Origin of the sequence: Pseudomonas arabinosi (genome assembly GCF_047758675.1) — a bacterium.
Lineage (GTDB): Bacteria > Pseudomonadota > Gammaproteobacteria > Pseudomonadales > Pseudomonadaceae > Aquipseudomonas > Aquipseudomonas arabinosi.
Genome location: NZ_CP180480.1, coordinates 5784417 through 5798742, shown reverse-complemented (window position 1 = coordinate 5798742; position 14326 = coordinate 5784417). Strand labels below are relative to the sequence as shown.

The 14326-nt window shown below is 59.8% G+C and carries 12 protein-coding genes; 10 read left to right on the top strand and 2 right to left on the bottom strand.

Annotation, left to right across the window (positions count from 1 at the left end; translation table 11 throughout):
* Positions 1-51: 51 nt before the first annotated feature.
* Together ACMXYJ_RS27000 and gap are read right to left on the bottom strand one after the other, a co-directional pair.
* A complete protein-coding gene (locus ACMXYJ_RS27000; RefSeq protein WP_008155845.1) occupies positions 52-516 on the bottom strand; it encodes a methylglyoxal synthase in 465 nt (154 codons plus the stop codon).
* Between the two features lie 29 nt (positions 517-545).
* On the bottom strand, positions 546-1547 hold the full coding sequence (gap, locus tag ACMXYJ_RS26995) for a type I glyceraldehyde-3-phosphate dehydrogenase (protein WP_129437806.1): 1002 nt from the start codon (positions 1545-1547) through the stop codon (positions 546-548).
* A gap of 220 nt (positions 1548-1767) precedes the next feature.
* Here gap and edd point away from each other — a divergent pair, with 220 nt between their 5' ends.
* The 10 genes from edd (at position 1768) to ACMXYJ_RS26945 (ending at position 14305) form a co-directional block, all read left to right on the top strand.
* Complete coding sequence (gene edd, locus ACMXYJ_RS26990) at positions 1768-3594, top strand: phosphogluconate dehydratase (protein ID WP_111451459.1); 1827 nt, start codon at positions 1768-1770, stop codon at positions 3592-3594.
* Positions 3591-4541 carry a glucokinase gene (locus ACMXYJ_RS26985; RefSeq protein WP_415757607.1) on the top strand — a complete coding sequence of 317 codons (951 nt, stop codon included), beginning with the start codon at positions 3591-3593 and terminating at the stop codon, positions 4539-4541. The genes edd and ACMXYJ_RS26985 overlap by 4 nt, the downstream gene beginning before the upstream one ends.
* Before the next feature lie 178 nt (positions 4542-4719).
* Positions 4720-5451: a response regulator gene (locus ACMXYJ_RS26980; RefSeq protein WP_008155851.1), complete on the top strand. Its 732-nt coding sequence runs from the start codon at positions 4720-4722 to the stop codon at positions 5449-5451.
* Positions 5441-6910 carry an ATP-binding protein gene (locus tag ACMXYJ_RS26975; protein ID WP_123367211.1) on the top strand — a complete coding sequence of 490 codons (1470 nt, stop codon included), beginning with the start codon at positions 5441-5443 and terminating at the stop codon, positions 6908-6910. The genes ACMXYJ_RS26980 and ACMXYJ_RS26975 overlap by 11 nt, the downstream gene beginning before the upstream one ends.
* A 226-nt stretch (positions 6911-7136) precedes the next feature.
* Positions 7137-8396 (top strand): AGE family epimerase/isomerase, encoded by a 1260-nt coding sequence (locus tag ACMXYJ_RS26970; RefSeq protein ID WP_415757606.1) that lies wholly within the window; start codon positions 7137-7139, stop codon positions 8394-8396.
* A 116-nt stretch (positions 8397-8512) separates the two neighbouring features.
* Positions 8513-9814, top strand: a complete 1302-nt coding sequence (locus ACMXYJ_RS26965; protein WP_415757605.1) for an ABC transporter substrate-binding protein — start codon at positions 8513-8515, stop codon at positions 9812-9814.
* A 146-nt stretch (positions 9815-9960) separates the two neighbouring features.
* Positions 9961-10869 carry a carbohydrate ABC transporter permease gene (locus ACMXYJ_RS26960; protein WP_046056150.1) on the top strand — a complete coding sequence of 303 codons (909 nt, stop codon included), beginning with the start codon at positions 9961-9963 and terminating at the stop codon, positions 10867-10869.
* Positions 10862-11707 (top strand): carbohydrate ABC transporter permease, encoded by an 846-nt coding sequence (locus tag ACMXYJ_RS26955; protein WP_415757604.1) that lies wholly within the window; start codon positions 10862-10864, stop codon positions 11705-11707. The genes ACMXYJ_RS26960 and ACMXYJ_RS26955 overlap by 8 nt, the downstream gene beginning before the upstream one ends.
* Positions 11708-11709: 2 nt before the next feature.
* Positions 11710-12870 carry an ABC transporter ATP-binding protein gene (locus ACMXYJ_RS26950; protein ID WP_415757603.1) on the top strand — a complete coding sequence of 387 codons (1161 nt, stop codon included), beginning with the start codon at positions 11710-11712 and terminating at the stop codon, positions 12868-12870.
* Positions 12871-12958: 88 nt separating this feature from the next.
* Entirely contained in the window at positions 12959-14305 is a 1347-nt protein-coding gene (locus ACMXYJ_RS26945) for a carbohydrate porin (protein ID WP_415757602.1), read from the top strand.
* Positions 14306-14326: the final 21 nt, after the last annotated feature.

The following is a 14326-nucleotide window of genomic DNA, read 5'->3' as shown; positions in this document are numbered from 1 at the left end:
ATGATAATGCTTATCATCCGCTCGAGTGGTCAAGTGCTGATTTGTGAAGGTTCAGGCGCGGCCCAACAGATAGGTCGCGTAATCGGGGATCCGATGTTCGTGCGCCTGCTCCATCATCGGGCTGCTCAGCAGGTAGTCGGCGCTGCATTCGTTGCAGGCGACGGGAATGTTCCAGACCGCCGCGACGCGCAATAACGCCTTGATGTCCGGGTCGTGCGGCTGTGGTTCGAACGGGTCCCAAAAGAACACCAACATGTCGACCCGCTGCTCGGCGATGCGCGCGCCGAGTTGCTGGTCGCCGCCCAACGGACCGCTGATCATGCTCTCCACAGGCAAATCCAGGCGTTGTTGCAACAACAACCCGGTGGTGCCGGTGGCGACCAGTTCATGCTGTGCGAGCCTGTCTTTCTGCCGCTCGGCCCAGTCCAGCAAAAACACTTTGCAGTGGTCATGGGCGACCAAGGCAATACGCTTGCGCGCTGCCATGGTCTTTTGCGTAAAGCTGATACCGATCATCGGTGCTGCTCCTGCTTTTTCACGGCGGCTTATTCAGCGTTGCACAGCGCCAGGCAGTTATCGAGCATGCGGTTGGAGAAGCCCCATTCGTTGTCGTACCAGGCCAGCACCTTGAGCAGCTTGCCGCTGGACTTGGTGTGGTTGGCGTCAAAAATCGACGACAGCGGGTTGTGGTTGAAGTCGCTGGAGACCAGCGGCAGGGTGTTGTAACCGAGAATCTTCGAGTGCTGGCTGGCTTCTTTCAGCAGCGCGTTCACTTCATCGGCCGACGCTTCGCGTTTGAGTTGCACGGTCAGGTCCACCAGCGACACGTTGATCACCGGAACACGCACCGACATGCCGGTCAGTTTGCCCGCCAGTTCCGGCAGCACCAGGCCGACCGCTTCAGCCGCGCCGGTTTTGCTCGGGATCATGTTTTGGGTGGCCGAACGCGCACGATACGGATCGACATGATAGACGTCGGTCAGGTGCTGATCGTTGGTGTAGGCGTGGATCGTGGTCATCAGGCCGCTTTCGATTCCCAGTTCGCGGTGCAACACCTGGGCCACCGGGGCCAGGCAGTTGGTGGTGCACGACGCATTGGAAATGATCTGGTGCGATTGGCGCAGAATGTCGTGGTTGACGCCATACACCACGGTGGCGTCGGCGCCTTTGGCCGGGGCCGAGATGATTACTTTGCGTGCGCCGGCCGTAATATGCGCGGCGGCTTTGTCGCGGTCGGTGAACAAACCGGTGCATTCGAATACGACGTCGATCTTCTCGGCAGCCCAAGGCAGTTCGGCCGGGTTGCGAATGGCACTGACAGAAATACGGTCGCCGTTGACGGTCAGGCTTTCCCGATCGTGCTGCACATCGGCATCGAACGTGCCGTGAACAGTGTCGTACTTGAGCAGATGAGCGTTCATCGCGCTGTCGCCCAGGTCATTGATGGCAACGATCTGCAGATCCTGGCGATACCCTTGGGTATACAGTGCGCGCAGGACGTTACGGCCAATTCGGCCAAAACCATTGATTGCGATTCGAAGAGTCATTTAACAGGGCCGCCGTCGTTTTGTTGTTGGAATTACAAGATTATTCGCATAAAAATAGAAAACAAGCCTTTTTAATGGCAATATTTTGTTCAATCTACAACGAGTGACCTGAATCAACTGGTCCGACCGATCAAGAAAACCGTCCGTCATCCCATCGACAACGGCTCTTGTTCAGCATAGACAATCAGGTCGCCACATCCGTTAGCCTGGAGTTCTAAACATGCATCCCCGCGTCCTTGAGGTCACCGAACGGCTTATCGCCCGCAGCCGCGCCACGCGTGAGGCTTACCTTGCACTGATTCGTGGTGCTGCCAGCGACGGTCCCATGCGCGGCAAGCTGCAATGCGCCAACTTCGCCCACGGCGTGGCCGGTTGCGGCACCGACGACAAGAACAGTCTGCGGATGATGAACTCCGCGAACATTGCGATTGTTTCGTCCTATAACGACATGCTCTCGGCGCACCAGCCGTACGAAGTCTTTCCTGAACAAATCAAAAAAGCCCTGCGTGAAATCGGCTCCGTCGGCCAGTTCGCCGGTGGCACCCCGGCCATGTGCGATGGCGTGACCCAGGGCGAGCCGGGCATGGAGCTGAGCCTGCCGAGCCGCGAAGTGATTGCGCTGTCCACCGCCGTGGCGCTGTCCCACAACATGTTCGACGGCGCGCTGATGCTCGGCATCTGCGACAAGATCGTGCCGGGCCTGATGATGGGCGCGCTGCGTTTCGGTCATCTGCCAACGATCTTCGTGCCGGGCGGGCCGATGGTCTCGGGCATTTCCAACAAGCAGAAAGCCGACGTGCGCCAGCGCTACGCCGAAGGCAAGGCCAGCCGCGAAGAGCTGCTGGAATCGGAGATGAAGTCCTACCACAGCCCGGGTACCTGCACCTTTTACGGCACCGCCAACACTAACCAACTGCTGATGGAAGTCATGGGCCTGCACTTGCCGGGCGCCTCTTTCGTCAACCCGAACACCCCGTTGCGTGATGCCCTGACCCGCGAAGCCGCGCATCAGGTCACGCGTCTGACCAAGCAGAGCGGCGACTTCATGCCGATCGGCGAAATCGTCGACGAACGTTCGCTGGTCAACTCCATCGTGGCCCTGCACGCCACCGGCGGCTCGACCAATCACACCTTGCACATGCCGGCGATCGCCATGGCGGCGGGCATTCAATTGACCTGGCAGGACATGGCCGACCTCTCCGAGGTGGTGCCGACCCTGAGCCACGTCTACCCGAACGGTAAAGCCGACATCAACCACTTCCAGGCGGCGGGCGGCATGTCGTTCCTGATCCGCGAATTGCTGGAGGCCGGGCTGCTGCACGAGAACGTCAATACTGTTCTCGGTCATGGCTTGAGCCGCTACACCGTGGAACCGTTCCTCGATAACGGCGAACTGGTCTGGCGCGAAGGCCCGATCGAAAGCCTCGACGAAACCATCCTGCGTCCAGTCGCGCGCGCCTTCTCGCCAGAGGGCGGCCTGCGGGTGATGGAAGGCAACCTCGGCCGCGGTGTCATGAAAGTGTCCGCCGTCGCGTTGGAAAATCAGGTCGTCGAAGCACCGGCCATGGTGTTCCAGGATCAGCAGGATTTGGCCGATGCGTTCAAGGCCGGTTTGCTCGAGAAGGATTTCGTCGCGGTGATGCGCTTCCAGGGCCCGCGCTCCAACGGCATGCCGGAGCTGCACAAGATGACGCCGTTCCTTGGCGTGCTGCAGGATCGCGGCTTCAAAGTCGCGTTGGTCACCGACGGGCGTATGTCCGGCGCGTCGGGGAAAATCCCGGCGGCGATTCACGTCAGCCCCGAAGCGTATGTGGGCGGCGCTTTGGCGCGCGTCCAAGAGGGCGATATCATCCGCGTCGATGGCGTCAAAGGCACTCTGGAGCTTAAGGTGGACGCCGAAGAATTCGCAGCGCGCGAACCTGCCAAAGGCCTGTTGGGCAATAACATCGGCAGCGGTCGCGAACTGTTTGGTTTCATGCGCATGGCCTTCAGCTCGGCGGAGCAGGGCGCCAGCGCCTTTACTTCTGCCCTGGAGACGCTTAATTGAAACTGGCTTTGGTCGGTGACATCGGTGGGACCAACGCACGTTTCGCGTTGTGGAAAAACCAGCAACTGGAATCGATCCAGGTGCTGGCAACGGCCGACCACGCCAGCCCGGAGGAGGCGATTGCTCTCTATCTGAGCGGGCTCGGTCTGGCGCCGGGTTCGATCGGTTCGGTGTGCCTGTCGGTGGCCGGCCCCGTCAGCGGCGATGAATTCAAGTTCACCAACAATCACTGGCGACTCAGCCGCAAGGGGTTCTGCCAGACCTTGCAGGTGGATCAACTGTTGCTGGTCAACGACTTCTCGGCCATGGCGCTGGGCATGACCCGTTTGCAGCCGGGCGAGTTTCGGGTGGTCTGCGAAGGCACGCCGGAACCGTTGCGGCCGGCGGTGGTGATCGGTCCGGGGACTGGCCTCGGCGTCGGCACGTTGCTGGATCTGGGCGAAGGTCGTTTCGCCGCGTTGCCGGGGGAGGGCGGTCACGTCGATTTGCCGCTGAGCAGTCCGCGGGAAACTCAGTTGTGGCAGCACATCTTCAATGAGATCGGCCATGTCAGCGCTGAAACGGCATTGAGCGGCAGCGGTTTGCCTCGGGTTTACCGGGCGATTTGTGCGGTGGACGGTCATGAACCGGTGCTGGATTCCCCCGAGTCGATTACCGCGGCCGGTCTGGCCGGCGATCCGATTGCCCTGGAAGTGCTTGAGCAGTTCTGCTGCTGGCTGGGTCGTGTGGCCGGCAACAACGTGCTGACCACCGGTGCGCGTGGTGGCGTGTACATCGTGGGCGGGGTGATTCCGCGGTTCGCCGATTTCTTCATCGAAAGCGGCTTTGCCCGGTGCTTCGCTGACAAGGGCTGCATGAGCGATTACTTCAAAGGCATCCCGGTGTGGCTGGTGACGGCGCCGTATTCCGGCCTGATGGGCGCGGGCGTTGCGCTCGATCAAGCTTGAAATGCGATCAAATGTGGGAGCGGGCTTGCTCGCGAAAGCGGTGTGTCAGTCAACGATGATGTTGGATGTGATGGCCCCTTCGCGAGCAAGCCCGCTCCCACAATGGGTTTTGTGGTGTTTGTAGATTCAGTGCATCAGGCATAATCCGCCCAATTCAAACAACAAGGACGCCGCCCCTGTGAGCTCAGTCAACAAGTCGATTTTGTTGGTCGATGACGATCAAGAGATACGCGAGTTGCTGGACACCTACCTGACCCGCGCCGGCTTCCAGGTTCGTACCACGCCTGACGGTGCAGGCTTTCGTCAGGCGATGAACGAGGCACCGAGCGATTTGGTGATCCTCGATGTGATGCTCCCTGACGAAGACGGCTTCAGCCTCTGCCGCTGGATCCGCCAGCACCCGCGTCAGGCACAGGTGCCGATCATCATGCTCACCGCCAGCTCCGATGAGGCCGACCGCGTCATCGGTCTGGAATTGGGCGCCGACGATTACCTTGGCAAACCCTTCAGCCCGCGTGAATTGCAGGCGCGCATCAAAGCCTTGTTGCGTCGCGCGCAATTCGGTCAGGAGCGTTCCGGCAGTGAAGTGCTCGCCTTCGATGACTGGCGTCTGGACATGGTCAGCCATCGCCTGTTCCACATCGACGGCGAAGAAGTGATTCTCTCCGGCGCCGACTTCGCGCTGCTCAAACTGTTCCTCGATCACCCCCAGGAAATTCTCGACCGCGACACCATCGGCAACGCCACCCGTGGCCGCGATTTGATGCCGCTGGATCGCATCGTCGACATGGCCGTCAGCCGTTTGCGCCAGCGCCTGCGCGACACCGAAAAACCGCCACGCCTTATCCGTACCGTGCGCGGCAGCGGCTACCAACTGGCCGCCAATGTGGTTGCCAGCAATGGCCACTGAGTTTTTGCGCAAACTCGCCGCACGGATTCCGGTGCCGCGTTCTCTGCTCGGGCGGATGTTACTGCTGACGTTGTTGGCGGTGCTGTTCGCCCAGACGCTGTCGAGCGTGATCTGGGTCTCGCAACTGCGCGCCACCCAACTGGAAGGCCTGGTCACCAGCGCCCGTAGCCTCGCTCATTCGATGACGGCCAGCGTCAGTTACTTCCGCTCGCTGCCAGTGGCTTTTCGTCCGCTGGTGCTCGACCAGTTGCGCAGCATGGGCGGCACCCGTTTTGTGGTGACGCTCAACGACAAACCCTTGGGCATGGAAGTGCTGCCGATCACCCCGCGCAAGGAAGCCGTGCTCAAAGCGGTGGACGAAGTGTTGCGTCAGTCCCTGGGTCAGGACACGGATATCTCGGTGACGTTCGTCAGCCCCGAAGACCTGCGGATCTTCAACAGCGGGCTGAAACTCGATGAATTGCCACGCTCCTGGGCGCATTACGCGCTGACCCTGGAACCCGTGAACCCGCCAGTATTGGTCACGCAAATCCAGATGGCGCCGGGCGAATGGTTGTACATCGCCTCACTGTTGCCCGAGCCCTACACCAGTCTTGAAGAACAAGGCCTGCCGGCGCAACAGGTCTGGTTCATCGTGCTCACCAGCGGCTTCCTGTTGTTGTTCATTGGCCTGCTGGTGCACTGGCAGAGCCGGCCACTCAAGCGCTTGGCGCGGGCTGCACGGGACATGTCCCTCGGTGCGGAAGTCGAGCCGGTGGCGGAGGGCGGCGGCAGTGAAGTGGTCGAGGTCGGCCGCGCCTTCAATGCGATGCGCGAACGCATCAGCCGTTACCTGACCGAGCGCAGCCAGTTGTTCAGCGCAATTTCCCATGACCTGCGCACGCCGATTACCCGCTTGCGGTTGCGGGTTGAATTGCTCGAAGACGAAACGCTGCAAGCCAAGTTCGGCCGTGATCTGGATGAGCTGGAGCTGCTGGTCAAAGGCGCGCTGCAATGCGTGAAAGACACCGACATCCACGAAAACATTGAACCGGTAGACCTCAACCATGTACTGGATTGTCTGGTGGAGCCGTATCTGGCGCCCAACGGCAATGGTCGTGTCACTCAACAAGGGCGTGCGCTGGCGGCGTATCCGGGGAAGCCGCTGGCGCTCAAGCGTTGCATCGGCAACCTGATCGACAATGCCTTGAAGTATGGGCAGAAAGCGCATTTGCACATTGATGACGACCAGAGTGCGTTCATCCTGCATGTGGATGATGAGGGGCCAGGGGTGCCGGAGCAGCGGATGGAGCAGGTGTTCGAACCGCACTTCCGCCTGGCCGGCCAGCAGCAGGGTTATGGATTGGGGTTGGGGATTGCGCGAAATATTGCGCATAGCCATGGGGGGGAGGTCAGCCTGCAAAACCTGCGTGAAGGCGGGTTGAGGGTGACGTTGCATTTGCCTCGTAGTGTCGATTAGTTAGACCGCGTCGCGCCCATCGCGAGCAAGCTCGCTCCCACAGGGGAGATGCGTCGTACACAAATCCAATGTGGGAGCGAGCTTGCTCGCGATGGCGTCAGACCATTCAACCCACTCCTCAAGGTAAATGTCACAAGTCAGTGACATAACTCGCCCCCTTCGTTACAAGCCCGCCACCGCCCGTTGTTTAGACTGCCCCCAGTCATAACAACAAAAAAGGCACCCCATGGACACCTTCCAACCCGCTTTCAGCAGTTGGCTGAACGCCCCCGCCCATCAGCAATGGCTCGCCGACGAAGGGCTGCGCCTGCTGGCGTTTGCCAAGGCTTCGAAGCTTCCCGAAGGCTTCGGCAATCTTGATGAAAAGGGCTGCCTCCCGGCCAACGCCCACGCCGAAACCATGAACACCGCGCGCATGACTCACAGTTTCGCCATGGCTCACATTCAGGGCCTGCCAGGTTTTGCGGAATGGGTGGATCACGGCATCAAAGCCCTCAGCGGCCCGTTGCGCGATGCCGAGCACGGCGGCTGGTTCGCTGCCCCCGAGCATCGCGACGGCAACACCGACAAAGCTGCTTACCTGCACGCCTTCGTTGCCTTGGCCGCGAGTTCTGCGGTCGTCGCTCGGCGTCCCGGCGCGCAGGCTCTGCTCGACGATGCCATCCACATCATCGACACGCATTTCTGGAGCGAGGAGGAGGGCGCGATGCGCGAATCCTTCAACCGCGACTGGAGTGAAGAGGAAAGCTATCGCGGCGCCAACAGCAACATGCACGCCACCGAAGCCTTTCTCTCGTTGGCCGATGTCACCGACGACAACCGCTGGCTGGTCCGCGCCCAGCGCATCGTCGAGCGCGTCATCCACGGTCACGCCGCTGCCAACGATTACCTGGTGGTCGAGCATTTCGACCGCGACTGGCAGCCGCTTCGCGACTACAACCACGACAACCCGGCCGATGGTTTTCGCCCCTACGGCACCACGCCGGGCCATGGTTTCGAATGGGCCCGGTTGATGCTGCATCTCGAAGCGGCACGGGTTAAGGCCGGGATGCTCACGCCGGGCTGGCTCGCCACCGACGCGCAAAAACTCTTCGACCATAACTGCCGTCACGGATGGGATGTCGACGGTGCGCCGGGGATTGTCTACACACTCGACTGGGACAATCGCGCGGTGGTCCGCCATCGCCTGCACTGGACCCATTGCGAAGCCAGCGCCGCCGCCAGTGCGCTGCTTAAACGCACAGGCGATGCGCAATACGAAAGCTGGTACCGACTTTTTTGGGAATTCTGCGACAGCCATTTCATCGACCGCGAAAGCGGCAGCTGGCACCACGAACTCGATCCGCAGAATCGCCCAAGCGCCGATATCTGGGCCGGTAAACCTGATCTTTATCACGCCTGGCAAGCCGTATTGATCCCGCGATTGCCTCTGGCACCGAGTATGGCGACGGCCTTGGCACAGTTATCCCAGAGCGCTCCTGTGTAACCATGTGGTGACATTCGAACGTCCCTTCGTTACCTGCGAAGGGATAACTCCTGTTTAAAATCCATGCAGCGCAAGCACCAGACTTGCATGCATAACAACAAGAAAGGTAATTCTAGATGAATGCGATTTCTCGCCTCGCTACTGTCATTTCTCTTGCCTCATTGCTTCCTCTCAGTGCATTCCCTCTCAGTACGCTTGCCGCCGATGCCAAAGGTTCGGTAGAAGTCGTTCACTGGTGGACCTCCGGTGGCGAAAAAGCTGCCGTCGATGTCCTCAAGGCCCAAGTTGAAAAAGACGGTTTCACCTGGAAGGACGGCGCGGTCGCCGGTGGCGGCGGTGCTACGGCCATGACCGTACTCAAAAGCCGCGCCGTGGCCGGTAACCCGCCGGGCGTTGCGCAGATCAAAGGCCCGGACATCCAGGAATGGGCGTCTACCGGTCTGCTCGACACCGACGTCCTGAAAGACGCCGCCAAAACAGAGAAGTGGGACAGCCTGCTCGACAAGAAAGTCTCCGATACCGTGAAGTACGAGGGTGACTACGTGGCCGTGCCGGTGAACATTCACCGCGTCAACTGGCTATGGATCAACCCGGAAGTCTTCAAGAAAGCCGGCATCGAAAAAGCGCCAACCACCCTTCAGGAATTCTACGCAGCCGGTGACAAGCTCAAGGCTGCGGGCTTCATTGCGCTTGCCCACGGCGGCCAGCCTTGGCAGGACAGCACCGTGTTCGAAGCGGTGGTGCTTTCGGTCATGGGTGTCGACGGTTACAAGAAAGCCCTGGTCGACCTGGACAACGCTGCACTGACCGGCCCTGAAATGGTCAAGGCGCTGACCGAGCTGAAGAAAGTCGCGACCTACATGGACGCCGACGGCAAAGGCCAGGACTGGAACCTCGAAGCGGCCAAGGTCATCAACGGCAAGGCCGGCATGCAGATCATGGGTGACTGGGCCAAGAGCGAGTGGACAGCGGCCAAGAAAGTCGCCGGCAAGGACTACGAGTGCGTAGCCTTCCCGGGCACCGACAAAGCCTTCACCTACAACATCGACTCCCTGGCCGTGTTCAAGCAGAAAGACAAGGGCACTGCTGCCGCTCAGCAGGACATTGCCAAGATCGTGCTGGGTGAGAATTTCCAGAAAGTCTTCAGCATCAACAAGGGCTCGATCCCGGTTCGAATCGACATGCTGAACGACATGGGCAAGTACGGTTTCGACTCTTGTGCCCAGACGGCTGCCAAGGACTTCCTGGTGGACGCCAAGTCCGGCGGCCTGCAGCCGAGCATGGCGCACAACATGGCAACCACGCTGGCGGTACAAGGCGCGTTCTTTGATGTGGTGACCAACTTCATCAACGATCCGAAAGCCGATCCTGCCGTTGCGGCCAAGCAACTGGGCACTGCCGTCAAAGCTGCCAAGTAATGCTTGGCCCCTGTAGGAGTGAGCCTGCTCGCGATAGCTGATTGTCAGACTGGATGTATCAACTGATACATCGCTATCGCGAGCAGGCTCACTCCTACAAGGGGTGCATTTCCAAAGTAATTTTTCCTCACGTACGGGATCTTCCCATGAGTTCTGTTGCTGTGTTCAGCAAGGCCTCGCCGTTCGATGCTCTGCAGCGCTGGCTTCCCAAGCTGGTGCTGGCGCCCAGCATGTTCATCGTCCTGGTGGGCTTCTATGGCTATATCCTGTGGACGTTCGTCCTGTCGTTCACCACGTCGACCTTCCTGCCGACTTACAAATGGGCGGGCCTGGCGCAATACGAGCGGCTGTTCGACAACGACCGTTGGTGGGTAGCGAGCAAGAACCTGGCGGTTTTCGGCGGCATGTTCATCGGCATCACCCTGGTGATCGGTGTCCTGCTGGCGGTGTTTCTTGATCAGCGCATTCGTCGCGAAGGTTTCATCCGCACCATTTACCTGTACCCGATGGCGCTCTCGATGATCGTCACCGGTACCGCCTGGAAGTGGCTGCTCAACCCGGGCATGGGCCTGGACAAATTGCTGCGTGACTGGGGCTGGGAAGGCTTTCGCCTGGACTGGCTGATTGACCCGGATCGCGTGGTGTATTGCCTGGTGATCGCTGCGGTATGGCAAGCGTCGGGCTTCATCATGGCGATGTTCCTCGCCGGCCTGCGTGGCGTTGATCAATCGATCATCCGTGCCGCCCAGATCGATGGCGCGAGCATGCCGCGGATTTACCTGAAAGTGGTGTTGCCCAGCCTGCGTCCGGTGTTCTTCAGTGCGGTGATGATCCTGGCCCACATCGCGATCAAGAGTTTCGACCTGGTGGCGGCAATGACCGCCGGTGGTCCGGGTTACTCCTCCGACCTGCCCGCCATGTTCATGTATTCCTTCACCTTCAGTCGCGGGCAGATGGGCATGGGCTCGGCCAGTGCGATTCTGATGCTCGGTGCGATTCTCGCAATCATCGTGCCTTACCTGTACTCCGAGCTGAGGACCAAGCGTCATGACTAGTTTCGCTGCCAAACCTTCCATCAGCCTGAGTCGCATCGCCATCTACGGCGTGCTGATCCTTGCCGTATTCCTTTACCTGATACCGCTGGTGGTCATGCTGTTGACCAGTTTCAAGACGCCGGAAGACATCAACTCCGGCAACCTGCTGAGCTGGCCGACCGTGGTCAGCGGCATTGGCTGGGTTAAGGCCTGGGCCACGGTTGACGGGTATTTCTGGAATTCGATCAAGATCACCGTCCCTGCGGTGATGATCTCCACCGCCATCGGTGCGCTGAACGGCTATGTGCTGTCGATGTGGCGATTTCGTGGGTCGCAGTTGTTCTTCGGCCTACTGCTGTTCGGTTGCTTCCTGCCGTTCCAGACCGTCCTGCTGCCGGCCTCGTTCACCCTCGGCAAGATGGGCCTGGCGAGCACCACCACGGGCCTGGTGTTCGTGCACGTGGTCTACGGCCTGGCGTTCACCACGCTGTTTTTCCGTAACTACTACGTCAGCGTTCCCGATGCGCTGGTGAAGGCGGCACGGCTGGATGGCGCGGGTTTCTTCACCATCTTCCGCTTGATCATCCTGCCGATGTCCACCCCGATCATCATGGTCTGCCTGATCTGGCAGTTCACCCAGATCTGGAACGACTTCCTGTTCGGCGTGGTGTTCTCCAGCGGTGACTCGCAACCCATTACGGTGGCGTTGAACAACTTGGTCAACACCAGTACCGGGGCCAAGGAATACAACGTTGATATGGCGGCGGCAATGATCGCCGGGCTGCCGACCCTGCTGGTCTATGTGGTCGCAGGCAAGTATTTCGTGCGCGGCCTGACGGCCGGCGCAGTCAAGGGGTAATCATGGCAACGCTCGAACTTCGCAATGTAAACAAGACCTATGGCCCCGGCCTGCCGGACACCCTCAAGGACATCGATCTGTCGATCAAGGACGGTGAGTTCCTGATTCTTGTCGGACCTTCGGGTTGCGGCAAGTCGACCCTCATGAATTGCATCGCGGGCCTTGAGACCATCACCGGCGGCGCGATCATGATCGATGACCAGGACGTCAGCGGCATGAGCCCGAAAGACCGGGACATCGCCATGGTGTTCCAGTCCTACGCGCTGTACCCGACCATGAGCGTGCGCGAGAACATCGCCTTTGGCTTGAAGATCCGCAAAATGCCCGCTGCCGACATCGAAGCGGAAGTGGCGCGGGTGTCCAAGCTGTTGCAGATCGAACACTTGCTCAACCGCAAACCTGGCCAGCTCTCTGGTGGTCAGCAACAGCGTGTGGCGATGGGCCGTGCCCTGGCGCGGCGGCCGAAGATTTACCTGTTCGACGAACCGCTGTCCAACCTCGACGCCAAGCTGCGCGTCGAGATGCGTACCGAAATGAAACTGATGCACCAGCGCCTGAAAACCACCACGGTCTACGTGACCCACGACCAGATCGAAGCCATGACCCTGGGCGACAAAGTGGCGGTGATGAAGGACGGGATCATTCAGCAATTCGGCACGCCAAAAGACATCTACAACAACCCGGCCAACCTGTTCGTGGCGAGCTTCATCGGTTCGCCGCCGATGAACTTCATCCCCCTGCGTTTGCAACGCAAGGACGGTCGTCTGGTGGCGCTGCTCGACAGTGGTCAGGCGCGTTGCGAATTGCCGTTGGGCATGCAGGACGCCGGTCTTGAAGACCGCGAAGTGATCCTCGGCATGCGCCCTGAGCAGATCGTGCTGGCGGGCAGCGAGCCGAATGGTTTGCCGATCATTCGCGCCGAAGTCCAGGTCACCGAGCCGACCGGTCCCGACACCCTGGTGTTCGTCAATCTCAACGAAACCAAAGTCTGCTGCCGTCTGGCGCCGGACGTTGCACCGGCCGTGGGCGAGACCCTGACCCTGCAATTCGATCCATCGAAAGTGCTGCTGTTTGATGCCAAGACCGGGGAGCGCCTGGGGGTGGCTGGTCAGCCTGAAACCGAGGTTCACAGTGCCAATGTGGCTCAGTTCAAGGGCCGTTGATTCCGTGGCGGGCAGTCTGTCGCCCGTCGCAACCGATGTCACCGCGTTAAATAAAAACAGTTAATAACAATAAAACGAGGATGTAGGGATGAAGAAGAACAACAACGCTCAGCTTATCTGCCAGTTGTCAGCCGTTGCGGCAATGATGCTGGCCGGGAGCGTGCACGCGGCTGACGCGTTCAGCGCCGATTCCGAATGGATGACCGGTGATTGGGGTGGCGAACGGACCAAGCTGATCGAGCAGGGTATCGACATCAAGATGGACTACGTCGGTGAAGTGGGCGCCAACCTCCACGGCGGCTACAACAATGACAAGACTGCGCGTTATGCCGACCAGTTTGGTCTGGGCGTGGCGCTGGACCTGCAAAAACTGTGGGGCTGGGATAACACCCAGGCCAAGATCCAGCTCACCAACCGTAACGGTGAGAACATCTCCAATGACCGTGTTGGCGACCCGCGTGCCGGCACCTTGAGTTCGTCCCAGGAAGTCTACGGCCGTGGCCATATGGTCCGTCTGACCCAGCTGTGGATCAAGCACCAGTTCCTCGACGGTAAACTGGACGTCAAGGCCGGTTACTTCGGCGAAGGCGAGGACTTCAACACCTTCCCTTGCGAGTTCCAGAACCTGGCGTTCTGCGGTTCCCAAGCGGGTAACTGGGCCACCAACATCTGGTACAACTGGCCGGTCATGCAGGCTGCGGTCCGCGTGAAGTACAACATCTCGCCTGAGTTCTATGCGCAGATCGGCGCGTACAACCAGAACCCTTCGCAACTGGAGCACGGTAACGGCTTCAAGCTCAGCGGCAGTGGTACCGAGGGCACCGTCTTGCCGGTCGAACTGGTCTGGTCGCCTAACCCTAATAACCTGCCGGGCGAATACCGTGTCGGTTACTACAAAAGCACGGCCAATGCCGATGACGTCCGCAAAGATGAAAACGGCGATGATGCAGCAACCAGCCGTAACGCCTATCGCAGCCACGATAGCAAGCACGGTTACTGGTTCGTTGCGCAGCAACAGCTGACCGACCATAACGGTGACAAGAGCCGCGGTCTGACCGTTTCGGCCAACGCCACGTTCCACGACAAGGACACCAACTTCGTCGACAACTACCAGTCGCTGATGTTTGTGTACAAAGGCCCGTTCGATGCGCGTCCAAAAGATGACGTCGGTATCGGTTTCGCCCGTATCCATGTCAACGATGACGTGAAGAAAAACGCCGAGCTGGTCAACGCCTCCAATGGTGTCACCGAATACGAGGATCCGCTGTTCTCGCCACTGCGTACCACCGAGTACAACTACGAGATCAACTACGGCTTCCACGTTACCAACTGGCTGACCGTGCGTCCTAACCTGCAATACATCACTCACCCGGGTGGTGTTGATGAAGTCGACAACGCGCTGGTCGCCGGCCTGAAAATTCAGTCGGTGTTCTAACGTTGTTGCGATAAGCTCCTC